The sequence below is a fragment of the Paenibacillus sp. J22R232 genome (assembly GCF_056269165.1).
Genome location: NZ_JBWDNK010000004.1, coordinates 423,396 through 447,837 on the forward strand (window position 1 = coordinate 423,396; position 24,442 = coordinate 447,837).

26 protein-coding genes and 1 riboswitch are annotated in these 24,442 nt (G+C 50.3%); of the genes, 24 read left to right on the forward strand and 2 right to left on the reverse strand.

The window, feature by feature from the left end:
• Positions 1-59 precede the first annotated feature (59 nt).
• Both prfA and prmC read left to right on the forward strand, forming a co-directional pair.
• Complete coding sequence (gene prfA / locus AC0YN3_RS15760) at positions 60-1,130, forward strand: peptide chain release factor 1 (protein WP_475775974.1); 1,071 nt, start codon at positions 60-62, stop codon at positions 1,128-1,130.
• A 148-nt stretch (positions 1,131-1,278) separates the two neighbouring features.
• A complete protein-coding gene (gene prmC / locus AC0YN3_RS15765) occupies positions 1,279-2,232 on the forward strand; it encodes a peptide chain release factor N(5)-glutamine methyltransferase (RefSeq protein ID WP_475776093.1) in 954 nt (317 codons plus the stop codon).
• A 181-nt stretch (positions 2,233-2,413) separates the two neighbouring features.
• On the opposite strand, the gene AC0YN3_RS15770 is transcribed toward prmC, so the two are convergent.
• Both AC0YN3_RS15770 and AC0YN3_RS15775 read right to left on the reverse strand, forming a co-directional pair.
• A complete protein-coding gene (locus tag AC0YN3_RS15770; RefSeq protein WP_475775975.1) occupies positions 2,414-2,851 on the reverse strand; it encodes a carboxymuconolactone decarboxylase family protein in 438 nt (145 codons plus the stop codon).
• A gap of 111 nt (positions 2,852-2,962) precedes the next feature.
• The gene (locus tag AC0YN3_RS15775) at positions 2,963-3,871 is read right to left on the reverse strand and encodes an RNA polymerase sigma-70 factor (RefSeq protein ID WP_475775976.1); all 909 of its coding nucleotides are present in this window, start codon (positions 3,869-3,871) and stop codon (positions 2,963-2,965) included.
• Between the two features lie 243 nt (positions 3,872-4,114).
• Between AC0YN3_RS15775 and spoIIR the strand changes: the two genes are divergently transcribed.
• From spoIIR to atpA, 22 genes are all read left to right on the forward strand, one after another.
• The gene (gene spoIIR, locus AC0YN3_RS15780) at positions 4,115-4,882 is read left to right on the forward strand and encodes a stage II sporulation protein R (RefSeq protein ID WP_475775977.1); all 768 of its coding nucleotides are present in this window, start codon (positions 4,115-4,117) and stop codon (positions 4,880-4,882) included.
• Positions 4,883-5,005: 123 nt separating this feature from the next.
• Complete coding sequence (locus AC0YN3_RS15785; protein WP_475775978.1) at positions 5,006-6,067, forward strand: L-threonylcarbamoyladenylate synthase; 1,062 nt, start codon at positions 5,006-5,008, stop codon at positions 6,065-6,067.
• Positions 6,068-6,164: 97 nt separating this feature from the next.
• Positions 6,165-6,725, forward strand: a complete 561-nt coding sequence (locus tag AC0YN3_RS15790; protein WP_246431905.1) for a manganese efflux pump MntP — start codon at positions 6,165-6,167, stop codon at positions 6,723-6,725.
• Between the two features lie 42 nt (positions 6,726-6,767).
• Positions 6,768-7,346 (forward strand): low molecular weight protein arginine phosphatase, encoded by a 579-nt coding sequence (locus AC0YN3_RS15795; RefSeq protein ID WP_475775979.1) that lies wholly within the window; start codon positions 6,768-6,770, stop codon positions 7,344-7,346.
• 71 nt (positions 7,347-7,417) lie between these two features.
• A riboswitch (ZMP/ZTP riboswitch) is annotated at positions 7,418-7,499 on the forward strand.
• 98 nt (positions 7,500-7,597) lie between these two features.
• Complete coding sequence (gene rpiB / locus AC0YN3_RS15800) at positions 7,598-8,056, forward strand: ribose 5-phosphate isomerase B (RefSeq protein WP_183568207.1); 459 nt, start codon at positions 7,598-7,600, stop codon at positions 8,054-8,056.
• A 15-nt stretch (positions 8,057-8,071) separates the two neighbouring features.
• Entirely contained in the window at positions 8,072-8,677 is a 606-nt protein-coding gene (locus tag AC0YN3_RS15805) for a TIGR01440 family protein (RefSeq protein ID WP_475775980.1), read from the forward strand.
• Positions 8,678-8,753: 76 nt separating this feature from the next.
• Positions 8,754-10,001 carry a serine hydroxymethyltransferase gene (locus tag AC0YN3_RS15810; protein ID WP_475775981.1) on the forward strand — a complete coding sequence of 416 codons (1,248 nt, stop codon included), beginning with the start codon at positions 8,754-8,756 and terminating at the stop codon, positions 9,999-10,001.
• A 757-nt stretch (positions 10,002-10,758) separates the two neighbouring features.
• Entirely contained in the window at positions 10,759-12,432 is a 1,674-nt protein-coding gene (locus AC0YN3_RS15815; protein WP_475775982.1) for a peptide ABC transporter substrate-binding protein, read from the forward strand.
• 124 nt (positions 12,433-12,556) lie between these two features.
• Positions 12,557-13,492: an ABC transporter permease gene (locus tag AC0YN3_RS15820; RefSeq protein ID WP_475775983.1), complete on the forward strand. Its 936-nt coding sequence runs from the start codon at positions 12,557-12,559 to the stop codon at positions 13,490-13,492.
• Between the two features lie 3 nt (positions 13,493-13,495).
• A complete protein-coding gene (locus AC0YN3_RS15825; RefSeq protein ID WP_475775984.1) occupies positions 13,496-14,440 on the forward strand; it encodes an ABC transporter permease in 945 nt (314 codons plus the stop codon).
• A 32-nt stretch (positions 14,441-14,472) separates the two neighbouring features.
• Positions 14,473-15,474 carry an ABC transporter ATP-binding protein gene (locus tag AC0YN3_RS15830; protein WP_475775985.1) on the forward strand — a complete coding sequence of 334 codons (1,002 nt, stop codon included), beginning with the start codon at positions 14,473-14,475 and terminating at the stop codon, positions 15,472-15,474.
• The gene (locus AC0YN3_RS15835; RefSeq protein WP_475775986.1) at positions 15,471-16,433 is read left to right on the forward strand and encodes an ABC transporter ATP-binding protein; all 963 of its coding nucleotides are present in this window, start codon (positions 15,471-15,473) and stop codon (positions 16,431-16,433) included. Before AC0YN3_RS15830 ends, AC0YN3_RS15835 begins: the two co-directional genes overlap by 4 nt.
• Before the next feature lie 400 nt (positions 16,434-16,833).
• Complete coding sequence (locus AC0YN3_RS15840; RefSeq protein ID WP_475775987.1) at positions 16,834-17,922, forward strand: glycine-rich domain-containing protein; 1,089 nt, start codon at positions 16,834-16,836, stop codon at positions 17,920-17,922.
• Positions 17,923-18,106: 184 nt separating this feature from the next.
• Positions 18,107-18,736, forward strand: a complete 630-nt coding sequence (upp, locus tag AC0YN3_RS15845; RefSeq protein ID WP_183568231.1) for a uracil phosphoribosyltransferase — start codon at positions 18,107-18,109, stop codon at positions 18,734-18,736.
• A gap of 38 nt (positions 18,737-18,774) precedes the next feature.
• Positions 18,775-19,923 (forward strand): non-hydrolyzing UDP-N-acetylglucosamine 2-epimerase, encoded by a 1,149-nt coding sequence (gene wecB / locus AC0YN3_RS15850; RefSeq protein ID WP_475775988.1) that lies wholly within the window; start codon positions 18,775-18,777, stop codon positions 19,921-19,923.
• Between the two features lie 190 nt (positions 19,924-20,113).
• Complete coding sequence (locus AC0YN3_RS15855; RefSeq protein WP_183568234.1) at positions 20,114-20,347, forward strand: AtpZ/AtpI family protein; 234 nt, start codon at positions 20,114-20,116, stop codon at positions 20,345-20,347.
• Positions 20,340-20,708, forward strand: a complete 369-nt coding sequence (locus tag AC0YN3_RS15860; RefSeq protein WP_475775989.1) for an ATP synthase subunit I — start codon at positions 20,340-20,342, stop codon at positions 20,706-20,708. Before AC0YN3_RS15855 ends, AC0YN3_RS15860 begins: the two co-directional genes overlap by 8 nt.
• Positions 20,709-20,730: 22 nt before the next feature.
• The gene (gene atpB, locus AC0YN3_RS15865) at positions 20,731-21,489 is read left to right on the forward strand and encodes a F0F1 ATP synthase subunit A (RefSeq protein ID WP_475775990.1); all 759 of its coding nucleotides are present in this window, start codon (positions 20,731-20,733) and stop codon (positions 21,487-21,489) included.
• An 86-nt stretch (positions 21,490-21,575) separates the two neighbouring features.
• Positions 21,576-21,791, forward strand: a complete 216-nt coding sequence (atpE, locus tag AC0YN3_RS15870) for a F0F1 ATP synthase subunit C (RefSeq protein WP_053373757.1) — start codon at positions 21,576-21,578, stop codon at positions 21,789-21,791.
• Between the two features lie 85 nt (positions 21,792-21,876).
• On the forward strand, positions 21,877-22,359 hold the full coding sequence (gene atpF / locus AC0YN3_RS15875) for a F0F1 ATP synthase subunit B (RefSeq protein ID WP_475775991.1): 483 nt from the start codon (positions 21,877-21,879) through the stop codon (positions 22,357-22,359).
• Positions 22,356-22,895, forward strand: coding sequence for a F0F1 ATP synthase subunit delta (locus tag AC0YN3_RS15880; protein ID WP_475775992.1), 540 nt, complete (start codon positions 22,356-22,358; stop codon positions 22,893-22,895). The genes atpF and AC0YN3_RS15880 overlap by 4 nt, the downstream gene beginning before the upstream one ends.
• Before the next feature lie 25 nt (positions 22,896-22,920).
• Entirely contained in the window at positions 22,921-24,435 is a 1,515-nt protein-coding gene (atpA, locus tag AC0YN3_RS15885) for a F0F1 ATP synthase subunit alpha (RefSeq protein ID WP_183568249.1), read from the forward strand.
• Positions 24,436-24,442: the final 7 nt, after the last annotated feature.

The following is a 24,442-nucleotide window of genomic DNA, read 5'->3' on the forward strand; positions in this document are numbered from 1 at the left end:
CCTGCGCCGATATGGTATAATGAACATTATCCTAATGGAATAAACAGAGGTGAATGATCGTGTTTGACCGTTTACAAGCACTCGCAGACCGGTATGAGAAGCTTAGTGAGCTATTGTGTGATCCGGATGTATCCAGTGATCCCAAACGGCTTAGAGAGCTTTCCAAGGAGCAGTCGGATTTACAAGAGGCGTATGATGCCTTTACGGAATATAAACAAGTTACCGAGCAGCTCGATGATGCCAAGCTTATGCAGGCAGAGAAGCTCGATGACGAAATGCGTGAAATGGTGAAGATGGAGATCGACGAATTAAGCAAGCGCCAAGCTGAGCTTGATGAGAAGATCCGTATCGTTTTGCTGCCGAAGGACCCGAATGACGACAAGAACGTAATCGTCGAGATTCGCGGCGCTGCTGGCGGTGACGAAGCTGCATTGTTTGCTTATGAGCTGTACCGCATGTACACGAAGTTTGCAGAAACGCAGGGCTGGCGCGTGGAGCTGATGGATTTCAGCGAGAATGACCTTGGCGGATTTAAAGAAGTTATCTTCATGATTACGGGCAAAGGCGCATACAGCAAGATGAAGTTCGAGAGCGGCGCGCATCGCGTGCAGCGTATTCCGGTAACGGAATCAGGCGGCCGTATTCATACTTCGACATCAACGGTAGCGGTTATGCCGGAGGTTGAAGATGTGGAGGTTGAGATTTTCGACAAGGATATTCGCGTCGATACGTTCTGCTCAAGCGGAGCAGGCGGACAGTCTGTTAATACGACTAAATCTGCGGTACGCGTATTGCATGTTCCTACAGGCATTATGGCGACTTGTCAGGATGGCAAATCACAGAATGAGAATAAGGCGAAAGCACTTGCCGTGCTTCGTGCTCGTATCTCTGACGTACGCCGTCAAGAGGAAGAAGCGAAATATGCAGGCGAGCGCAAGAGCAAAGTCGGAACGGGCGATCGCAGTGAACGCATCCGTACGTACAATTTCCCACAAAGCCGCGTAACGGACCACCGTATCGGGTTGACGCTGCATAAGTTGGATTCGGTTATGAATGGTGATCTGGCAGATGTTATTTCTTCCCTTACGATCGCAGAGCAAGCGGATATTATGGAACGTGAAATGGCTTAACTTATAAGGCGCTGGACCGAGGGTTGCTTCTCTAAGCAATCGGAGGTTCGGCGTTTTGTTAGGTTCGGGGCAATTGAATTGGCCGGTTGTTCGCATGAATGTGCGGCAATGGGACTGAATGCGAAAGGAAATGATGCGAATGATGGGCATGCCATCGAATGGGCCGTGGTTTAAAGAGCCTTTGACGCTGAGGCAGGCGAGCGTGCAAGCGACCTCCATTCTGCTGGCTGAGGGAGTCGAGGAGCCGCGCAACAATGCCGAGCTGCTGCTTATGCATCTGCTCGGGACCGATCGCGCGGCGCTGCTGCGCGACGGCGGTGATCCGTTCCCGGCTGAGAGGCTGGCCGAATGGGAGGAGCTGATCCGACGGAAAGCGGCAGGCGAGCCTGTCCAGTATATCATTGGCGAGCAGTGGTTCTACGGGCGGCCGTTTACGGTCACGCCGGCCGTGCTTATCCCGCGCCCGGAGACTGAGCTCCTGGTCGAGGCGGTGCTTGCGGCCGCCTCGCTGCTCTGGCCTGCTGACCCGGGCAGCGAGGGGAACTTCGTGCCGACGGTCGTAGACGTCGGCACGGGCAGCGGCGCCATCGCCGTGACGCTGGCTTCGCAGCGTCACGCTTGGCGCGTATGCGCGTCCGATCTATCGCCGGACGCGCTGGCAGTCGCCCGCACGAACGCGGTCCGCCATGAAGCGGCGGACCGGCTGACGCTCGTGCAGGGCGACCTGCTCATGCCCTTCATACCCGGGCATGAGCAGAGCGAACCCCGCAGCGCCGAGCTGCGCATCGACGTGCTCGTCTCCAATCCGCCGTACATACCTGCGGCGGATATGGAAGGGCTGCAGCGCGAGGTGCGCGACTATGAGCCGCATCTTGCGCTGGAAGGCGGCGCAGACGGGCTGACGCCCTACCGCCGTATGATCGAGCAGCTCCCGCGGCTGGCGCAAATGCCGCGGATCGTCGCGTTTGAGCTCGGCATGGGCCAGCCTCGCATCGTGGCCGAGATGCTGCGCGCGCTCGGCCGATGGGACGAGATCCGCATCATCAGCGACTACGCCGGCATTGAGCGCCACGTCATTGCGACGCAGTCGCAGCTTCGCTAGCCGCAGTAAAAAAAGGATGCCCCGAGCGCCGTTAGGCGATCAGGGCATCCTTTTTTGCTATCCGGCCTTGCTATCCGGCCTTGCTATCCGGCCTTGCTATCCGGCCTTGCTATCCGGCCTTGCTATCCGGCCTTGCTGTCCGGCCTTGCCAGCAGGCGGGCGGGCGATGCTGCCGCAAGCTTTATTCCGGCATCATATTCGTACTGATTGCGATCCGGTTCCAGGCGTTAATCGTCGTAATGGCCATAATGATTTCTCCAACCTGCTTGCTGTCGAAGTGGCGGGCGACTTCCTCATAAACAGCGTCAGGCACATGCTCTTTCGTGATCACGGTTACGGACTCCGTTAAAGCAAGGACAGCCCGTTCTTCATCGGTGAAAAAGCGCGTATCGCGCCAAGCGCTGAGTGCATAGATCCGCTGCTCGGTTTCGCCTAGCTCCCTAGCTTCTTTGGTATGCATATTGATGCAATAAGCGCAGCCGTTTATTTGCGAAGCGCGGATTTTGATGAGCTCCTTCAAGGTTTTACTGATGCTGGTCGTGCCCAAATATTTCTCAAGCCCGAACATGGCTTGGTATGCGGCGGGCAGCTCTTTGGCGATAACGGTTCTTTCAGTCATGGCATTCATTCTCCTCTATCATCCGATTTGTTGGCCGCTTGGCCGTGCTGCATGTCTTCGTCATCTAAGACAAAGCCTTGCACAAGTTTGTGACAGGAAGAGAAAAAATAATCAAAATAAAAACGAATCGATCCGTATATGCTTCAGCTTATCGGGATTGAGCATCACGAAAATCCGCTCGATCTGGTTGCCCTCCGCATTGATTTGAAAGCTGATTACGCTTCGAGGCTTGCCGTCGAGGGTAATGATGATGCCTGCTTGGCCATTCACAACAGCGAATCGGTGGCCGTCGCCTAGGAAGGTTTTGGGGATGACGCCTTGCAGAAAAGCGATTACGCGGGCTCTGCTGATTATCGTGTTAATAGCAGCACGTACCTTGCCGCCGCCATCGGAAACAAGCATGGCTTCCTCGGTCAGCATGGCGACCAGCTTATTGAAATCACCGGAAGCCGCAGCTTCCATGAAGGTTTCGACGAGGGGCTGGGCTTGATCCGTGTTTCCCGGAAGACGCTGGCGTTCTTGGTGAAGCCTCTCTTTGGCGCGGCTGAATATTTTCCGGCAGTTCGCCTCTGTCTTCTGCAAGCAAGCGGCGATCTCGTCATAGTCAAAGGCCAGCGATTCCCGCAGAATGAAGACGGCCCGCTCTACTGCGGTCAGCTTCTCCAGCATGACTAGCAGCGCGTAGGATATCGATTCGTGCCGGTCGTACAGCTCAGCGGGGTCCAGCATGGCTTGGCCGATATCTGGCTCGGGCAGCCATTCTCCGACATATACCTCGCGTCTCTTGCGCGCGGATTGGCTGAGGTTGATGGATCGGTTCGTAACCATCCTTACGAGATAGGCTTTTTCATTATTTATATCCAAAGTGTTTAGCTGGCTGTAATCGGCAAAAACATCCTGTACGAGATCTTCCGCTTCGCTAAACGAGCCGAGCATGCGGTAGGCGATGGAATGGAGCAGCGGTCGGTAAGCGGTATAAGCTTTATTGAAATCCATCTCGGCATCCTTTCTTGTTCCCATGTCGGTTTCATTTACTCCACTTCTATAGTACCGCATGAATGGTTTTTTTCAATACGCATGCATGCGTAGGACGGAGGCGCGCCGCGGCTTGGTGCAGCGTGCAAGCGGCAATGGAATCTAGCTTTGAAGAAAATGCTAGCTGCTAGGTTTATATATTACAAACGGGGGACATACTGACGGATAGATACGTTCCGGAACGCAAGCAGACGCACTGACGGGTGCGACGAGAGGAGCTTGTGTTGTATGTCCAACCATTTATCTATTCATTCTTATTCCAATGTCGAGGGACCCGCAGCTTCCAAATCGGTGGCGGCTAACAAATATTCATACCGTAAATCCTATGGTTTTATCGTATTTGCTATCATTCTATTAATTATGAGCTGGGAAGCCCAGCAAATGGACGCGGCGGTTGCGGGCGGCCAAATTCCGCAGGAAGCTATCCGTCTTCGCATATTAGCCAATTCCGATCGTCCGGCTGACCAAGTCGTCAAGCGCCTTGTACGTGATGAAATCGTGAAAGCAATGAGCGGCTGGGCAACAGGTCCTCAAACCATAGAGGAAGCTCGCCAGTCTATTCTTGACCATATGCCTGAAATCGAACGCATCACAGCTAATGTTTTGCAAAGCCGAGGCTTTGCATACGGCGCTTCAGCCGAGCTGGGCATCGTGCCCTTCCCAACTAAAATGTACGGCAATGAGGTTTATCCCGCTGGCGACTACGAAGCGCTCCGAATTACGCTTGGCGAGGGCGGCGGCCAAAACTGGTGGTGCGTGCTGTTCCCGCCGCTATGCTTCATTGATGCGGCGAGCGGTGAAGCTGCCGCGTCGGCGTCAGTAGAAGGTTCGGCTCAGACATCCACGCTCAAAGCGGACAGCGCGCCAGTATCGGCTGCGGCAGCGGTTGATATGGAGGAGGATGGGGCATCCGGCGGAGAAGCGCCTAAAGCGAAATTCTTTTTGCTTGAAATGATCCAGTCGCTTATTAATTGGATTAAATCCTTGTTCGCATAAGTAGCGGCAGCGGTGCCTTGTTAGCTAAGGCACCGCTGCCGTTTCTGCTTGTTTTCGGATGCATGTGCTATAATAACGGAAGCATGATTCATTTAAATTATGAGCAAGGATTGAAGGATAAAGATGATAACGACGAATGTGTGGAGCGTGGAGCGGCTCCCTGACGAAAAGCTCGGATCCCAGCTTGCGGCAGCCGCCGCGCAAATAAGGGACGGCGGTCTTGTCGCTTTTCCGACGGAGACGGTATACGGGCTAGGAGCGGATGCAAGAAGCTCCTCTGCGGTAGGCCGCATATTCAGCGCAAAGGGGCGTCCCTCGGATAACCCGTTAATTGTGCATATCGCAAACCGGCAGCAGCTGGACGAGCTCGTGCTTCCGTACCCGAAGCTTGCTTCGGCTTTGATGGACAGCTTCTGGCCGGGACCGCTGACGATCGTGCTGCCGGCACGACCCGGTGTGCTGTCGCCGCTCGTTACCGCCGGACTGGCTTCGGTAGGCATCCGCATCCCGGACCATAGGGCCGCTCTAGCGCTGCTCGAGCTGGCTGGCTGCCCGGTTGCGGCGCCAAGCGCGAATCGCTCCGGAAGGCCAAGTCCGACGTTGGCACGGCATGTACTGGAGGACTTGGATGGGCGCATTGATGGGCTTGTGGATGATGGAGCTACAGGTGTCGGCTTGGAATCAACCGTCGTCGAGCTGGTCGGTGAACAAATGATCCGCATATTGCGCCCAGGCGGCATAACGCTGGAGGCGCTGCGGATAGCAGCGCCGCATGCAACCATCGACAGCGCAACGCTGGAGGAACCGGAGTCTGCGCCCCGCTCGCCCGGAATGAAGTATACGCATTATGCGCCGCAGGGCGAGCTGATCCTTGTCCAAGGTGAGCCGGATGCGGTGACTACGTATATCCGTCGGCAGGTGGAGCAGGCTGCCGGCAGCGGCGAGACGACCGGCGTTCTGGCATTCGAGGAGCGATTGCGCGATTACAAGGCTGACCGCGTATTATCTTTAGGCAGCCAAGCAGAGCTAGCAACGGCGGCCCATCGCCTGTATGCGGCGCTCCGCGCTTTCGACGAAGGCGGCGTGCAGCGCATATGGTCGGAGAGCAGCGGCGAACAAGGAATTGGAGCCGCCCTGATGAACCGGCTGGCAAAGGCTGCAGGTAACCGAGTCGTTCGCGTATAATCCGGATTTGGAATAGGAAATGCTCAAATTAGTATGTTTGTCCTCATGCCCGCATATGTTTGGTATAGAAAACAGGCGGACATGGGGGAGATAGACTTTGGTTGAGGCACAATTGCAAGCTGGTCAGCTGCTGACACTGCTCATTATTGCATTAGCGCTTGGGCTAGACGCTTTTTCGCTCGGACTGGGAATTGGTCTGAAGGGGATTCGGCTGCGTGATATCGTGAAGCTGGGCGTGGTTATTGCGCTGTTCCATGTTATAATGCCGCTTGCCGGCATATACACAGGACAATATGTAGGTGTTCTGCTTGGATCTGTAGCCACTACCGCGGCTGGCATATTGCTGGTGCTGCTGGGCGGGCATATGATATACAGCTCACTGCGGGGAGATGCGGTACAATCCTTCGATCACAAATCGTTGTGGGGATTGCTGGTGCTCTCGCTAAGCGTCAGCATCGATTCGTTTTCTGTCGGTATTACGCTAGGCATGTTCGCGGCCAATATGTGGACGACCGTACTGATGATCGGCGTGCTTGGCGGGCTTATGTCCGTATGCGGGCTATTGCTCGGCCGCAAGGTCAGCGGGAACCTTGGGGAATATGGCGAGGCGATAGGCGGCGGCATCTTGTTTGTTTTCGGCATTTTATTTATATTCTAATGGCAAGGCAGCTTGAATTGAGGGTGAAAAGGAGTTGGCAGTGTGAAACGTATATTGTTTGTTTGTACCGGCAATACGTGCCGCTCTCCGATGGCGGAGGCTATGCTGCGCCGAATGGCTGCTCTGAGAGGCATTACGGTGGCTGTTCGCTCAGCGGGCATATCGACGATAGACGGGTTGCCCGTGTCGGCGCATGCGGTAGAAACGCTGAGACAGCGGGATATCGACCATAAAAGCACGTCACTCGCTCTTACAGGCGAGGCAGTCGGCTGGGCCGACATTATTTTGACCATGACGTCCAACCACAAGCGGGGCTTGCTGCAATGGTATCCCGAAGCGGTTGATAAGACCTATACGCTGAAGGAGTATGCGAATCGCGATGCGCAGGTGCTTGCCGATATCGAAGAGCTGGAGCGGCTGTATTCGGAGATGCATATGAAGCAGGCGTTAGGCCAGCAGCTTACCTCGCGGGAGAGAAACCGGCTGCTTGAGCTGGAGCGCAAAATTCCAAGCTTCGACATCGTCGATCCGTTTGGCGGCTCGTTATCCATCTATAACAGCAGTGCGAACGAAATCGAAGATGCGCTCGTGAAGCTTCTGGACAAGCTTTCCAAAAGATAATTCCGCGGATGCAACCCGTATTATAGATTGATTTTTGCAGCCGTATCGGCTATTATGAAAAGACAATATACGGTTTCCGATGTAACTGGCGACGGAAGTGGGCTAACCACGGTGGAGCATCGGAATATACGGCCGGTCGCCTGGGCAAAGAGCAGCATGCTAATTAGCATGTCTTGCTCTTTTTTCGTCTTTTTCTGCAAAAATAGGTATACTAGCACTGTAATGTTTCATTCCGAAGGAGGTCTTTTACGTTGAAAATTGCTATTGGTGCCGATCATGCGGGCTATCGGTTGAAGGATGAGGTTGTCCCTTTTCTTCAGTCGCTTGGCCATGAAATTGAAGATGTCGGATGTAGCTGCGACCAATCGGTTGATTACCCGGACTATGCATTACCCGTATGTGACCTAGTTACGAGCGGCAAAGCGGAGCGCGGTATACTGATTTGCGGAACGGGAATCGGCATGTCCATTGCGGCCAACAAAGTACGCGGCATCCGCTGCGCGCTTGTCAATGACATGTTCTCGGCCAAAGCAACCCGGGAGCATAACGATACGAACGTATTGGCGCTTGGCGAACGCGTTATCGGCCCTGGCGTTGCGCTCGAGATTATTCGGATATGGCTGGATACACCGTTCTCGAACGGTGAGCGCCATGTCGGAAGAGTGAACAAAGTGATGGAAATCGAAAAACAGATTATCAGCCAGTCCTAATTGGGGGCCATTGCGATGAGCATACAAGAACATGCACGGCTTGAAGTCATTGCCAAGCAGGTAGAAACGATTGTGCGCGAGCTGGCGGCCGCAGGGAATCTTGGAATGAGTCAGCTGCTGGTTATCGGTGTAAGTACTAGTGAAGTGCTCGGCGAGCGGATTGGCACTTCAGGCACGGTCGAGACAGCTGCGCAAATATTTGCGGGCGTTGAAGCTGCAAGAGCTGAGCTTGGTTTCATTCCGGTGTACCAGTGCTGCGAGCACTTGAACCGTGCGGTCGTCATCGACCGTGCTGCTGCTGACCGATACGGCTTGGAGATTGTCGGGGCGGTACCGGTGCCGAAAGCTGGCGGATCTATGGCGGCATACGCCTACCGCAGTTTACAGGAGCCGTGCCTTGTCGAAACCGTACAAGCACATGCGGGCATCGATATTGGAGATACATTTATCGGGATGCATTTGAAGCGGGTAGCCGTTCCTGTCCGTCCGTCCATTCGGAGCATCGGGGAAGCCCATGTGACGATGGCGGTTACGCGGCCCAAGCTGATCGGGGGCTCGCGGGCTGTGTATGAGCGTGCTGATGCCTTAACGGCTGAGCAATCTGCCGGCACATGTGATTAACGGGCATGTGCCGAGCGTGAACTTATTGAATAAACCATTTTAAATAGAGCTGTCTAATTTGAGGAGGATTACCGAAATGGAAAATTTGCGCAAACAAGATCCGGAAGTATTGAAAGCACTAGGCCTTGAGCTTACTCGTCAACGTGATAACATCGAGCTTATCGCTTCTGAGAACATTGTAAGTGAAGCGGTTTTGGAAGCGATGGGAAGCGTGCTAACGAATAAATATGCGGAAGGCTACCCAAGCAAGCGTTTCTACGGCGGCTGCGAGCATGTGGATATCGTGGAAGATATTGCGCGCAACCGTGCCAAAGAATTGTTCGGTGCTGAGCATGCGAACGTTCAGCCTCACTCCGGCGCCCAAGCAAACATGGCGGTTTACCTTGCAGCCTTGCAGCCTGGCGACACGGTTCTCGGCATGAACCTCGCTCACGGCGGACATTTGACGCACGGCAGCCCGGTTAACGCATCCGGCTTGCTTTACAACTTCGTAGCATACGGCGTGCAAGAAGATTCCTTCACGATCGATTACGAAGAAGTTCGCAAGCTTGCTTTCAAACACCGTCCTCGCTTGATCGTAGCAGGCGCCAGCGCATACCCGCGCACGATTGATTTCGAAAAGCTTGGTAAAATTGCCAATGACGTAGGCGCGTTGTTCATGGTCGATATGGCACATATTGCCGGCTTGGTCGCTGCAGGTCTTCACCCGAGCCCAGTACCTCATGCGCATTTCGTTACGACGACTACGCACAAGACGCTTCGCGGACCGCGCGGCGGTATGATTCTTTGCCGTCAGCCTTGGGCAGCGGCTATCGACAAAGCTGTTTTCCCTGGTTCGCAAGGCGGTCCTTTGATGCATATCATCGCAGCCAAAGCCGTTGCGTTCGGCGAGGCGCTTAAGCCGGAATTCAAGCAATACGCAACACAAGTTGTCAAAAACGCAAAAGTGCTTTCTGAGGAGCTCGTTGCAAAAGGCTTCAACATTGTTTCTGGCGGAACAGACAACCACTTGATGCTGCTTGACACCCGCAGCCTGAACATTACGGGTAAAGTTGCTGAGCATGTACTTGATGAAGTGGGCATTACGGTTAACAAAAACGCGATCCCGTTTGATCCGACAAGCCCGTTCGTTACTTCAGGCATTCGCATCGGTACGCCGGCAGCGACGGCTCGCGGCATGGAAGAGAGCGCAATGAAAGTGATCGCAGAAGTTATCGCCCTTGTGCTTAACAGCCCGGAAGATCAAGAGGTTCTAGCGAAAGCCCGCGGCTTGGTCCGTGATCTGACTGCTCAATATCCGCTATATCCTGGTATGACTTACTAAAATAAATATAATCATAAAACAAGCGCCGTTTCGGGAAACCGTAAACGGCGCTTGTTTTTTTGGAAATATAAGACGTAATATATTCACGCGATAAAGTATTCTTCTATTTCTAGGAGAGGCGGATACCCTTCTCTTACAGAGGGCGGGGCGAAGCCGGTGCTTATTGTGTTCGAATATAGCAGGCATGGCGTTTATTAGCATTATAGTACATGCTGATTTGTGACTGAAATATGAATTAAGTATGAATTATTATAATAAATATAATTAACATAATACCCCATTTATGGTTATTGAAAAACGGATTTTTGAGTACTCATGCACGATTACCATCTTGTTTATAAGATATACTTTCCAGCAATAGGGCAATAAATGCGGATCAGAAAATGAAGTGAAAGTATTGCTGCGTTAAAGCTACCTAACAGTAATGTAAACGCGTGTTAAAGCTTAATCGTATTAATGCTGACGCGTATTAGCACGAGTTAGTGTTAATGCAAGAATACATTAATGTAATAAAGCAAATGTGAAAAACATGCTTGCTTCGGTGATTAAATAATTCAGTTAGGGTATAATAGAAACGGTCGTTGGAAAGTTTTGAATTCAATATTCGTATTGACAATTATTAAATTTAAGTTGTATATTTTATAACGTTGATTAATATTATTTTAATGTTAGTTTATGTGACATGAATCACATTTAGTCATCTTCAACCTTTTAAGGATGGTTTTAACAAAAATAATATAAATGGGAGTTGATGTAAGTGAAAGGGAATTTCAAAAAGCCAGCGCAACTCATGTTGGTGTTAATGGTTGCATTCAGTATGTTGTTGTCTGCTTGTACAAGTAACAACAAACCGGAATCGTCGAACAATGGCGGTACCAACAATGGAGGAGAAACAAAAACTCCGCAAGAGTTTCGTTTTACTCTTGGAAGTGAACCGCCAAGTTTGGATCCCGCTTTAATGACGGATGCCCAATCAAGTATCGTTGCGGCAGGTTTGTATGAGGGTCTTACTCGTTTGAACACAAAAGGTGAGCCCGAGAACGCAATTGCTAAAGAAATTACGGCTTCCGAAGACGGCAAAACTTACACCATCAAACTTCGCGACGATGTGAAGTGGAGCAATGGCGAAGCCGTTACTGCACATGACTTCGAATATTCTTGGAAACGTGCTTTGGCTCCAGAAACAGCTTCTGAATATGCATACATGCTTTATTACCTCGAGAACGGTGAGAAATACAACACAGGTAAAGGTGCAGTTGATGAAGTGGGCGTTAAAGCTACTGACGATTACACATTAGAAGTGAAATTGTACACGCCTGCACCATATTTCCCTAGCCTTCTTGCTCACTATACTTACTTGCCAGTTAACAAAAGTGCAGTTGACGGCAAGCCTGAGTGGGCATCAGAACAAGCGACAATTGTATCGAACGGTCCTTTCCTATTGAAGGAATGGAAGCACGAGGACAAGCTTGTATTGACGAAGAACCCAGACTACTACAACGCATCCGCTATTAACTTTGATACAGTAACGGTTACATTGATTAATGATGAGAACACAGTATACAACCTGTTTGATACAGATAAAATCGACTGGATCGGCGCGCAAGCGGGTTCCGTCCCACTTGACAGAACACAACAGCTGGTTAAAGATGGCAAAGCGGAAATTACATCGATTGCCTCATCTTACTATTACTTGTTCAATACGACGAAAGCTCCGTTTAACAACGCAAAAGTACGTAAAGCATTCGCTATGTCTGTAGATCGTCAATCGTTGATTGACAATGTTGCTAAAGCGAATCAACAACCAGCATACGGTTTGGTACCGCCAAGTATTACGGTTGACGGCAAGTCTTTCCGTGAAATGTACCCAGATACGGATTTCTTTAAAGAAGACGTTACAGAAGCTAAGAAGCTCCTTGAAGAAGGTCTTGCTGAAAGCGGTCTGAAGGCAATGCCTGAAATTACGCTCCTCTATAATACAAGCGAGGGTCACAAAGCGATCGCTGAGGCTATCGTTGACATGTGGCGTAATAGTCTTGGCGTAGAAGTTAAGCTGGCCAACCAGGAATGGGCTACATTCCTTGAGACGAGAGATGCAGGACAGTTCGATATCGCTCGTGCTGGTTGGGGCGCGGACATCAACCATCCGGTTAACTACACTTACGATTTGATTCATCCGAATTCTGGTAACAATGATGGCAAATACAACAACCCTAAAGTTGGGGAACTTCTGGACAACTCTCTGGTAGCTGAAACACCTGAGAAAAGTGTAGAGATGATGGCTGAAGCTGAAAAAATTGCAATGGCAGAAGATATGGCTGTATTGCCATTGTATTACTACACAACGGTTACCATGTTGAAAGACGGATTTAAAAACGTAGCACCTGACTACTCAGGAAATATTAGCTGGGTATTTGGCGGTAAAGAGTAGATCACTCCTGATTGTCAATTTCATATGCAACTAACTTAGAGCAACCTATTTTAGAAGGGTATATATAGTCTCTCTATATATACCCTTTTGAAATTAATTAATGATCGAGAGAGTGGGTGATCACTTGGTCCGCTACATTTTAAGCAAATTTATATTTATGTTGTTGTCGCTTTTTTTGCTAATTACCGCCACTTTTGTCTTAATGAACGCTGTTCCTGGTAGTCCATTACAGTCTGAGAAGGCGACAAGCGAACAAGTTCAGAAAAATTTGGAAGCGTATTATGGATTGGATAAACCGCTTATCGTCCAGTACGGAACTTATTTGAAAAACCTCGTCAAGGGCGATTTGGGTATTTCCATGAAGAAAAAGTTTCAATCCGTCGACAAAATGATCGCACAATCATTCGGCTACTCGCTAAGGTTGGGTATTGCTGCGATTGTTACGTCATTAGTCGTTGGCAGCTTACTGGGTATTTTGGCTGCTATGTATCACCGCAAGTTTATGGATAACTTCGCAATGATCCTTGCTGTAATCGGTCTCGCAATCCCGAGTTTGATTTTGGCGCCGCTACTGCAATATTTATTTGCAGTTAAGATAAGGATATTTGAAGTAGCCGGGTTGAACGGCCCGATGGATTATGTTTTACCGACCATCGCTTTGGCGGCTGGTCCTATTGCTTTTATCGCAAGGCTACTAAGATCTACGATGATTGAAGTGTTGAGTGCGGATTTCATTAAAACTGCCAAATCCAAAGGACTTTCCGGATACGTGATCGTGATGAGGCATGCGCTGCGTAACTCCATGCTGCCAGTCGTTACGTATTTGGGTTACCTCACTGCCGGGATTATTACCGGATCTGTGGTAATTGAGAAAATTTTCGGAATTCCGGGAATCGGAAAGTACTTTGTTCAAAGTGTAACGGATAGAGATTATCCTCTTATTATGGGGATTACGATTTTTTATGCTGTGCTTTTAATGGTTACACGATTCTTAGCTGATATCGCATATGTGTTTGTTGATCCGCGCATGCGGGTGTCCGGAGGAAAGGTGGCGAAATAGTACATGTCGAAACGAGTAGACATCGAATCCGTTGCTAATCTGGCTCCGGAACAGTTCGAGAAGATTAAGCATAACAAAGGCATGGCGGATGAGGTTGGACGTAAGAGCTTAACTGCGTGGCAGGACATTAAGATAAGAATGTTAGGTAGTAAGCTGGCTATGACGGGCTTTTGGATCATTATTGTCATAATGCTGTGCGCTATTTTTGTACCCATTATATCGCCTAACGATCATTTTACAAATGATCTGGCGAATACGAACCAGCCGCCGTCTGCGGCGCATTGGTTCGGTACCGATGATCTAGGACGCGATCTGTTAGAGAGAACGTGGAAGGGTGCTCAGATTTCCTTGTTCGTAGGATTGATGGCGGCGCTTATTGACTTGATTATCGGGATCATCTACGGCGGCATCATGGGTTACTACGGCGGCAAAGTGGATGAGGTTATGAACAGATTTGCCGAAATATTATATTCGATTCCTTATCTTCTAGTTGTTATCCTGCTGCTAGTTATTATGGAGCCAAGCTTAACGACCATTATCGTCGCGATGTCGATTACGGGCTGGATTAATATGGCTTGGATCGTGCGCGGTCAAATTATGCAGCTCAAGAATCAAGAGTATGCGTTAGCTTCCAAATCGCTTGGCGCTAATGCGATGCGTATTATTTTCCGTCATTTGATCCCGAATGCGATGGGTCCAATTCTAGTCACATTGACGTTAACTGTGCCAAGCGCGATCTTCACAGAAGCGTTCCTCAGCTTCCTTGGTCTAGGCGTGCAATCGCCGGTTGCATCATGGGGAACGATGATAGATGATGGAATCAGCGCTATGACGATTTATCCTTGGAGATTGCTGTTCCCAGCATTCTTGCTAAGCTTAACGATATTTGCCTTTAATGTATTCGGCGACGGCCTGCGGGATGCGTTCGATCCGAAGTTGAAAAAATAAAACCCGTTTAACGGTGAGGAGGTCACGGCTAGATGAAGACCTTGCTGGAAGTGAAAGATTTAAGTGTATCCTTCGACGTATATGGTGGTGAAGTTCAAGCCGTCCGCAACGTAAGCTTCAATGTGAATAAAGGGGAGGCAGTCGCGATTGTCGGCGAATCCGGCTCCGGGAAGAGTGTAACGGCTCAATCGATCATGAGACTAATTCCTTCACCTCCAAGCAGAATTAAGAACGGTTCTGTCCTGTTCGAAGGAGAGGAGCTGCTGTCTCTCTCGGAGAATGAAATGCAAAAGGTGCGCGGAAATAAAATCGGAATGATCTTTCAAGATCCGATGACTTCCTTGAATCCTACGATGATGGTCGGGGATCAAATCATGGAGGGTCTAATCAAGCACCAGAATCTAAATAAGGAAAAAGCAAGAGCGCGTGCAATTGAAATGCTTCAGCTAGTTGGTATTCCAAATCCGGAATCAAGAATCAAACAGTACCCCCATCAATTCTCAGGCGGTATGCGTCAACGGGTAATGATTGCGATTGCGCTGGCATGTAATCCATCCTTGCTGATCGCGGATGAGCCTACGACGGCGCTGGACGTGACGATCCAAGCACAAATCATGCGCGTCATGAAGGACCTGCAGGAGAAGATGGGCACATCCATTGTTTTGATTACGCATGATCTGGGCGTTGTGGCCGACGTCTGCGACCGCGTCATTGTGATGTACGCTGGCCGCGTTGTTGAAACAGGCACGAAATGGGAGATATTCCATAACCCTCAACATCCTTATACGAGAGGACTTCTACGTTCCTTGCCGCGTCTGGACCAGAGGAAGGATGAACCTCTTATACCGATTCCCGGTACACCGCCAGATTTGATTAAACCGCCTGTCGGCTGCAGCTTCTGTGCACGGTGCGACGAAGCTATGAAGGTATGTGTAGACAACGATCCTGAACTGCATGCCGTTAAAGGAAGCGATTCACATGCGTCTGCCTGCTGGATGCTGCATCCTTACGCGAAAAGAGAGGTGCCGGTATGAGCTCTCCACTAGTTCAAGTCAATGATCTGCGCAAGTTTTTCAACTTGGGTAAGGGCAATATTTTAAAAGCGGTCAATGAGATCAGCTTCAGCATTGGACGCGGTGAGACTGTTGGTGTCGTAGGCGAATCTGGCTGCGGCAAGTCAACTGCAGGAAGAACGATCATGCGCTTGTATGAACCGACAAGCGGCGGCGTAACGTTCGACGGTAAAGATATTTATAAACTGCGCGGCTCGGAACTGAAGGCACTTCGCCGCAATATGCAGATGATCTTCCAGGATCCGTATGCGTCTCTAAATCCGCGTATGACGGTTACTGATATTATCGGGGAAGCGCTTGACATTCATAATTTGGCGGGCAGCCGAGCTGAGCGGAAGCGCAAGGTGGAAGGCCTGCTTGACTTGGTCAACTTGAATCCTGAGCATGCGACGCGTTATCCGCATGAGTTCTCCGGCGGCCAACGCCAGCGTATCGGCATAGCGCGTGCGCTGGCTGTTGATCCGAAGTTCATCATTGCCGATGAGCCGATCTCTGCCTTGGACGTATCGATTCAAGCACAGGTGGTTAACCTTATGCAGGATTTGCAGCGCAAAATGGGCCTTACTTACTTGTTCATCGCGCATGACTTGTCGATGGTTAAGCATATCAGCGACCGCGTTGCGGTGATGTACCTAGGTAAAATCGTAGAACTTGCCGAGAGCAGCGAGCTTTACGATAGTCCTGCGCATCCGTATACTAGGGCGCTTTTATCTGCTATTCCAATTCCGGACCCGGAAGTGGAAGCAAATCGCGAGCGTATCGTTTTAACGGGCGATTTGCCAAGTCCGATCAATCCGCCTAGCGGCTGCCAATTCCACACGCGCTGTCCGATTGCGACAAGCAAGTGCAAGGTGGACGAGCCGGCTTTGCTTGAAATAAGAAAAGGACATTTTGCCGCTTGTCATTATGCGTCAGTATAAGCTATACACATGTTAATAGTGGATTTTTGAATACTGGATTGCAAAATAAAGAGGTTAAAGCAGTGCGATTGTACTGTTTTAACCTCTTTTTTGAGTTATACACAGTTATGTCAACAGGTTGTGGATAAATGTGGACAAGTTGGGGATATAGTTGTGCATAGTTTTTCTAAATAAGAAGCAAATGAAGGCATTATACCTTTTATATGAAATTCGTGGCTGCCCTTCAGCATATATTTAATATTAATGGGAATGTTTTGCATCAGTTTAATGGGTTTAATGACGGACTGGGCAGGCGCATTTGTTGGTTGTAAGGTTTTTTGGCTTTCATGTGAGTGTTATCAGCTTGAGGGGAATTAAATGTGTTAATATATGGGTACGACAAAATGCTTAGGAGGCTGAAATGGCTCAATTTGCCGTGATCGTATTTATTGCAATAGCCCTATTCCTTCTTATACGCGTAATCGTGAGAGCGAATATTTCTATGAGGCGGGTCCAATCATCCCGCGGAGGCAGAGCCTCCATCGGTAGAACGAACGTCTTCGCACCTTGGCCAAGCGCCGAGCCGCCTGACGCTCTAGGCGTACCTTACGGCCATCCTGCGAGAACGGCTGCAGAGCGTCTGGAAAGCTCGCTGACCTTGTTTTTCGAAAGTCGCGTGAAGGATCGTGTGTTAAAGGAATTTCCGAGAATGTCAGATAAAGAATGGGCATGGACGTGGTTCGAGCTTAAGCGCTACTTCTTGATGTGCGGGATCATGCGAAATGTACCGATGTACAGCCGGCAAGTGGACGCGGTGTGGCACGAAATGCTTATGTTCACGAGGGAGTACGAGGAGTTCTGCACAGGCTTCTGCGGCGAGATGATCCATCACGCTCCGCATGCGCCGGGTGCTTCGCCGCAGCCCGGCGAGCGGGCGCTGTTCGATTGGCTGTATGGCGAGCTGTTTGCGCAAGCACCTGCAAGCGGCAGGCTGTGGGGAGCCTTTTACCGGACTCGGATGCCGGAACTAAAGCTCGATGAAATAAAGGAATTTAGCAAGGACACGCTCCGCACGCAGTGGTTTAATGCGAAGACGGGTTCGCGTTTTGCGGATTTGAGCAGTACGATGGATTATTTAATCGATCGCGCCAAGTCCGGCTTGAATGACGCAGGCAACGCCCGCAAGGAGCCAAGAAACGAAAGCAGCTACGGCTACGACCCTGTACTGGGAGCGACTGGCCTGCTCTCGGGCATGCTCATCTATCACTCGATGGCGAGCCCGAATGACTTTGCGCAGCAGATGGATCAGGCCCAGAACGAGGAGCAGCGCAAAGCAAACGGCAGCGGCGATTCGACTTACGCATGCAGCGGCTCCTCGGATGACGGCAGGGATCATTCCGGCGGGGATGACGGCGGCTCCGGAGGGGACTCGTCCTGCGGCAGCGGTGGAGACGGCGGCGGCGGCTCGTCTTGCGGCTCCTCCTGCGGTGGCGGCGGGTGCAGCAGTTAATTGCGAAGCAGCTTCTAATCCCAAGAGGCCGGCGCCTTTCCTATACAGAGGCGCGGGCCTCTATTTGCGCGTCTGCAAAACACAAGATGCAACGGCTTGTTTACAATGCTATAATATACGGGATTGTGTCAGGGCTTACATCGACTAGAACAATAACAACAATGTACGGGAGGAATACCGCTCCATGAGCAAATTAATCATTTGCGACCATCCGTTAATTCAGCATAAGCTGACTTTTATTCGGAATAAAGAGACGAATACAAAAGATTTTCGGGAACTGGTTGATGAAGTAGCCACATTAATGTCATACGAAATCACGAGAGAAATTCCGCTTGATACGATCAAAGTACAGACGCCGGTTGCTGAGACGGACGCCAAGGTCGTTTCGGGAAGAATGCTGGGACTCGTTCCTATTCTGCGTGCCGGACTCGGCATGGTAGACGGCATATTGAAGCTTATTCCGTCAGCGAAGGTAGGCCATATCGGTCTCGCCCGCGACCACGAGACGCTGCAGCCGAAGGAATATTACATTAATTTGCCGACCGACGCACCTAACCGTTTGCTCATCGTGATCGATCCGATGCTGGCAACGGGCGGCTCCGCGATTGCGGCGATCAACTCGCTAAAAAACCATAAGTGCGACCAAATTAAACTCATGTGCCTGATTGCTGCGCCTGAAGGCGTGAAAGCCGTGCAGGAAGCGCATCCGGATGTTGATATCTACATCGCCGCGCTGGATGATCATCTCAATGAAAAAGGCTACATTGTTCCTGGTCTTGGAGATGCCGGGGACCGCATGTTTGGAACAAATTAGTTCCAGATGTCATGAATTGATAATAGGAGTGAAAGATTTTGTCTAAACTGAAGGTAATGACCATATTCGGAACACGTCCGGAAGCCGTTAAGATGGCTCCGCTTGTACTCGAGCTGCAGAAGCGCGAGGATGAAATCGAATCGATCGTCTGCGTGACGGCCCAGCATCGCCAAATGCTGGATCAGGTTCTCGATTTTTTTGAAATTCATCCGAACTATGATTTGAACGTCATGAAGGAACGTCAGACGCTGACAGAGACGACGGTCCGTGTGCTGGAAGGCCTTGATCCCGTTCTTGCGCAAGCAAAGCCGGATATCGTACTCGTGCATGGCGATACGCAGACGACGTTTCTTGCGAGCTATGCGGCGTTCCTCAAGCAAATTCAAGTCGGTCACGTTGAGGCGGGGCTTCGCACTTGGAACAAATTGTCTCCATACCCGGAGGAAATGAATCGGCAGCTTGCCGGCGTGCTTTCTGATGTGCATTTTGCCCCGACAGAATGGTCGGCGAACAACCTGCGCAAGGAGAACAAGTCGGATGCTGCCATTTATGTGACTGGCAATACCGCTACAGATGTGTTCCAGTATACGGTGGATGAATCTTTCTCTCATCCTGTCATTGACTGGGCAAAAGGGAAACGGATGATTCTCATGACGGCTCATCGCCGGGAAGCGCTGGGCGAGCCTCATCGGAACATATTCCGTGCGGTCAAACGCATCGCTGACGAGCATGAGGACGTCGTGGTAGTCTATGCCGTGCATCCGAACCCAGCGGTTCGCGAGCCGGCCAATGAAATTCTTGGCGACCACCCGCGCATTCGCTTGATTGATCCGCTTGATGTTTTTGAATTCCATAACTTTTATCCGCATGCGCATATGATCATGACGGATTCGGGCGGTTTGCAGGAGGAGGCTCCATCTTTTGGCGTTCCCACGCTTGTGCTCCGTGATACGACAGAGCGTCCTGAGGGTATCGAGGCAGGAACGCTGGAGCTCGTCGGAACGGATGAAGAGCTCGTGTATGGTCGCGCCAAGGCGCTGTTGACCGACTCTCAGCTTTATGCGCGCATGAGCCAGTCGGCGAATCCATATGGCGATGGACATGCTTCAGAGCGGATTGTAGATGCGATTTTGCATCATTTTGGAAGGCTGAAGGAACGTCCGGTTTCGTTCACACAACGTTCATAGATTCGACTTGGGCAGCAGGCTGAACGCCGAATGTACAGCATACAGTAGTACTGTACGGTTTTCGGGGGTCACAATACCATATGTATCAAGGGTTTTGGTCGATCTGTTCACCAAAAGTTTGTAGTTAATTCAATTGACAAACGTGTTGCCGCTTGGATAAAATAAATGAGGATTGACAGGGGTATGAGCCATGAATAAAAAGAGCAGAAGGGACAATCCGCTGTATGCGGCTGGACTTGTCGGAGCACTCGGAGTGCAAGTCGCTGTATGTATCTTTTTAGGCTATTGGATCGGCTCATCGCTCGGGAGCCGCTTTGGCGATCCGAAGGGGTGGACGCTAGGTGGCATACTGGTCGGTCTGGCTGTCGGACTACTCTCAGCCATTCTGCTCGTTAAGAAGGTTATGGAGGACGCCGATGGATAAAATAATGAAGACAGCATTACGTACGCTTGTTTATGCAATGGCGGTATGCCTAATTGTATGGGCTTTCCTTCCGGAATGGCGTACGGTGTCTCTCGGCCTTCTTGTGGGCTTGGCAGCAAGTTCTATGAATGCGTTTTTACTGAGGCGCAGAGTCGAAATGGTCACCCTAGGAGCAGCAGGGGCTGGCCCGCGCAAGAGAGGTCTTGGTCTTGGAAACCGCATCGCCACAGTGCTGCTGGTTGCCATGATCGCCTATCGTTTTCCGGAGGGTCTGAACATGCCGGCCGCTTTAGCTGGCTGTATGGTCATGCCGTTTGTTCTATTGGTAGCAGCTTATATCCACAATAAACGACAATCTTAGCGGAAAGGGGTGAAAATTTTAGATGCATGAATTTCCGGTGATGCCACTGGGGCCGTTTAATATCGATATTTCGACCACGGTAGCAATTTTGGTTTCCGTCATAGTGACGTTCTTGATCGCGAAGCTGGCTGTTCGCAATCTTTCGGTGGACAACCCGTCGAAGATGCAGAACTTTTTGGAATGGGTTGTCGATTTCGTACAAAACTTTATTTCAAGCACGATGCCGGCAAACCGAGTCAAGCCCTTTATATCTCTAGGGATGACGCTCATTATGTTCATCTTCATCTCCAACCTGTTAGGCTTGCCTTTCGGTATCGTTACTGAAACCCACCATGCTCACGAGAACCTGGGGATTACTCAGGAACTGCTTGATGAAAAAGGTGGACATGTCGAGCTTGCGTGGTGGAAATCGCCGACTGCAGACATTTCTGTAACTGCTGGTTTAGCGCTTATCGTATTCGTAATCGTCCATTTCCTTGGTCTGAGGCTGAATCGTAAGCACTACTTGAAGCATTATTTCCATCCTTTTCCGGTTTTCTTCCCGGTCAACATCATTGAAACGATTTCGAAGCCGGTTACACTGGCGCTTCGGTTGTTCGCCAACATCTTTGCGGGTGAGGTGCTAATCGCAACCATCCTGATGCTTGGTTGGTATGGTACGCCGTTCCTTGCGGCATGGCAAGCATTCAGTCTTTTCGTCGGCGGTATTCAAGCCTTCTTGTTCACGATTCTTACGATGGTGTACATCTCGCAGGCAGCTATCCACGATGAGGAGCATTAATCATCGCTTTATGCCTCGGCTTGTTTCTAAGTACTGAGGTTGGCTATACAAACAAAAAACAACAATTTTCGAGGAGGATTTTAAAAATGGAATTATTAGCAGCAGCTTTGGCAGTAGGTTTGGGCGCAGTTGGCGCGGGTGTAGGTAACGGTATGATCGTTAGTAAAACAGTTGAAGGTATCGCTCGTCAGCCTGAACTTCAAGGTAAATTGCAAACAACAATGTTTATCGGTGTAGGTATCGTTGAAGTTGTGCCTATCATCGGCGTAGTTATCGGTTTCTTGGCTTTCTTCCAAGCATAATAACTGAAATTGGCGGGGAAGGCCTTAGCCCTCTTCGCCTTCGTTATGATTAAGACAATATTGTGTTGAGAAAGGAGCGGCATCTATGTCATGGCATTGGGAATCGACAGTAATCGCGATGGTTGCGTTTATTATTTTGTATTGGCTTCTAAGCAAGTATGCTTTTGGTCCATTGTTCGAAGTGATGGAGAAGCGCAGACAACTTGTTCTTGAGCAAATGAACACGGCTGAAAGCAGCCGGAAAGCGGCTGAGCAGCAAATGGAAGAGCAGAAGGTTGCACTCCAGCAGGCGCGCAAGGAAGCTTATGAAATTATTGAGCAATCCAGAACTACGAGCTCGAAGCAAGCGGAAGAGATCGTTCAAACAGCGAAATCGGAAGCATCCCGTCTGAAGGACGATGCTCTCAAAGATATCGAAAGCGAGAAAAACAAGGCTATTGCAGCGCTTCGCACAGAAGTTGGCGGCATTTCCGTGAAAATCGCGTCGAAAATTATTGAGAAGCAAGTGGACGAAAAATCGCAAGAACAATTGGTAGGTCAATACTTGAAAGAAGTTGGAAATAAATGAGCCGCGATGCGGTCGTAGCGAAGCGCTACGCTAAAGCATTGTTCGAGGTTGCCGAGAATCAGAAGGTCGTTTCTGAGGTGGAAGAGCAGCTTAAGCTGATCGTTCAGGCACTTGAGCAAGACGCAGACATTCAAAAATTCCTTTCTCTTCCTAGCATCGATCCAGATAAAAAGATTGCCGTGCTGAAAGCGGCATTCGGTGACCGTATATCCGCACTCGTGCTTAACACGGTGCAAATCTTGATTTCTCGCCGCCGTCAGGATTCGATTGCTGAGGTATATGCAGCATATACCAAAGTAGCTGGCGACGCGCTTGGCCAAGCCCATGCGACCGTATACTCCGCTCAAGCGCTGTCTGATGCAGAGCTTGCAGGCGTTGCGGCGCAGTTCGGACAAATAACCGGCAAAACGATTATTGCACAGCAAGTCGTTGAGCCATCCTTGCTCGGAGGCGTACAAGTACGCATCGGTGACCGTCTTTATGACGGAAGCTTGTCCGGCAAGCTGGAACGTTTACAAAAATCGTTTAAAATCTAATGCACTGTAGATAGGGGTGAACGAATTGAGTATCAGACCTGATGAAATCAGCACGCTGATTAAACAACAGATCGAACAATATAAATCCGAAATTCAAGTCGTAGACGTCGGCACCGTAATCAATGTCGGTGACGGTATCGCCCGCGTACACGGTTTGGAAAATGCGATGCAGGGCGAATTGCTCGAATTCTCCAACGGTGTTGTCGGTATGGCTTTGAACTTGGAAGAAAGCAACGTCGGTGTCGTTATCCTTGGACCATACACGGATATCCGTGAAGGCGATCAAGTAAAACGTACGGGACGCATCATGGAAGTACCTGTCGGCGATGAGCTTCTTGGCCGCGTCGTCAATCCACTTGGTCAGCCGCTTGACGGCAAAGGACCAATCAACACGACTCAATTCCGCGCGATTGAATCTCCGGCGCCGGGCGTTATCGACCGTAAATCGGTTCATGAGCCTATGCAAACGGGAATTAAAGCAATCGACGCGATGGTACCCGTAGGCCGCGGACAACGTGAGCTTATCATCGGTGACCGTCAAACAGGTAAAACAGCGATTGCGATCGATGCAATCATCAACCAAAAAGGCAACGGCGTAAAATGTATTTACGTTGCTGTAGGCCAAAAACAATCCACTGTTGCTAACGTTGTTGAAACGCTTCGCCGCCACGGCGCGCTTGAGTACACAATCGTTGTAACAGCGGGTGCTTCCGAGCCTGCTCCATTGCTATTCCTAGCTCCTTACGCGGGCTGCACAATGGGTGAGTACTTCATGTACAAAGGCGAGCACGTTCTCGTTATTTATGATGATCTATCGAAACAAGCAGCAGCTTACCGTGAGCTTTCACTCTTGCTTCGCCGTCCACCGGGTCGTGAAGCATACCCTGGTGACGTATTCTACTTGCACTCCCGTTTGCTTGAGCGTGCAGCTAAGCTTAGCGACGCTAGAGGCGGCGGTTCCATGACGGCACTGCCATTCATTGAGACGCAAGCATCCGACGTATCGGCTTACATTCCTACGAACGTAATCTCGATTACGGACGGTCAAATATTCTTAGAAGCAGATCTATTCTATTCCGGTCAACGTCCAGCGGTTAACGTTGGTATCTCCGTATCCCGTGTAGGTGGATCCGCTCAAATTAAAGCGATGAAGAAGGTTGCCGGTACGCTCCGTCTTGACCTTGCGGCTTACCGTGAGCTTCAAGCGTTCTCGCAATTCGGTTCCGACCTTGATAAATCAACGCTTGCCCGCCTTAACCGCGGTGCTCGCACAATGGAAATTCTCAAACAAGACGTTAACAAGCCGATGCCGGTTGAGAAGCAAGTTATTTCTATCTTCTCCGCGGTTAAAGGCCACTTGGATGAAATTCCAGTTGGCGATATCCTTCGCTTCGAGAAAGAGTTCCACGCGTACCTGGATTCGAACAGCCCTGAAATCGGCCAATCGATCCGTGACACGAAGGACATCGTTGCTGACAACGAGAAAGCTCTCGTTGACGCACTCAATAAATTCAAGAAAAGCTTTGCCGTAACGGCATAACAAATAT

Coding starts and splice junctions, on each gene's coding strand:
- prmC (WP_475776093.1), top strand. CDS start 1,279: ATGCCATCGAATGGGCCGTGGTTTAAAGAGCCTTTGACGCTGAGGCAG.
- AC0YN3_RS15770 (WP_475775975.1), bottom strand. CDS start 2,851: ATGACTGAAAGAACCGTTATCGCCAAAGAGCTGCCCGCCGCATACCAA.
- AC0YN3_RS15775 (WP_475775976.1), bottom strand. CDS start 3,871: ATGGGAACAAGAAAGGATGCCGAGATGGATTTCAATAAAGCTTATACC.
- spoIIR (WP_475775977.1), top strand. CDS start 4,115: ATGTCCAACCATTTATCTATTCATTCTTATTCCAATGTCGAGGGACCC.
- AC0YN3_RS15785 (WP_475775978.1), top strand. CDS start 5,006: ATGATAACGACGAATGTGTGGAGCGTGGAGCGGCTCCCTGACGAAAAG.
- AC0YN3_RS15805 (WP_475775980.1), top strand. CDS start 8,072: ATGAGCATACAAGAACATGCACGGCTTGAAGTCATTGCCAAGCAGGTA.
- AC0YN3_RS15810 (WP_475775981.1), top strand. CDS start 8,754: ATGGAAAATTTGCGCAAACAAGATCCGGAAGTATTGAAAGCACTAGGC.
- AC0YN3_RS15825 (WP_475775984.1), top strand. CDS start 13,496: ATGTCGAAACGAGTAGACATCGAATCCGTTGCTAATCTGGCTCCGGAA.
- AC0YN3_RS15830 (WP_475775985.1), top strand. CDS start 14,473: ATGAAGACCTTGCTGGAAGTGAAAGATTTAAGTGTATCCTTCGACGTA.
- AC0YN3_RS15835 (WP_475775986.1), top strand. CDS start 15,471: ATGAGCTCTCCACTAGTTCAAGTCAATGATCTGCGCAAGTTTTTCAAC.
- AC0YN3_RS15840 (WP_475775987.1), top strand. CDS start 16,834: ATGGCTCAATTTGCCGTGATCGTATTTATTGCAATAGCCCTATTCCTT.
- upp (WP_183568231.1), top strand. CDS start 18,107: ATGAGCAAATTAATCATTTGCGACCATCCGTTAATTCAGCATAAGCTG.
- AC0YN3_RS15855 (WP_183568234.1), top strand. CDS start 20,114: ATGAATAAAAAGAGCAGAAGGGACAATCCGCTGTATGCGGCTGGACTT.
- AC0YN3_RS15860 (WP_475775989.1), top strand. CDS start 20,340: ATGGATAAAATAATGAAGACAGCATTACGTACGCTTGTTTATGCAATG.
- atpB (WP_475775990.1), top strand. CDS start 20,731: ATGCATGAATTTCCGGTGATGCCACTGGGGCCGTTTAATATCGATATT.
- atpE (WP_053373757.1), top strand. CDS start 21,576: ATGGAATTATTAGCAGCAGCTTTGGCAGTAGGTTTGGGCGCAGTTGGC.
- atpF (WP_475775991.1), top strand. CDS start 21,877: ATGTCATGGCATTGGGAATCGACAGTAATCGCGATGGTTGCGTTTATT.
- AC0YN3_RS15880 (WP_475775992.1), top strand. CDS start 22,356: ATGAGCCGCGATGCGGTCGTAGCGAAGCGCTACGCTAAAGCATTGTTC.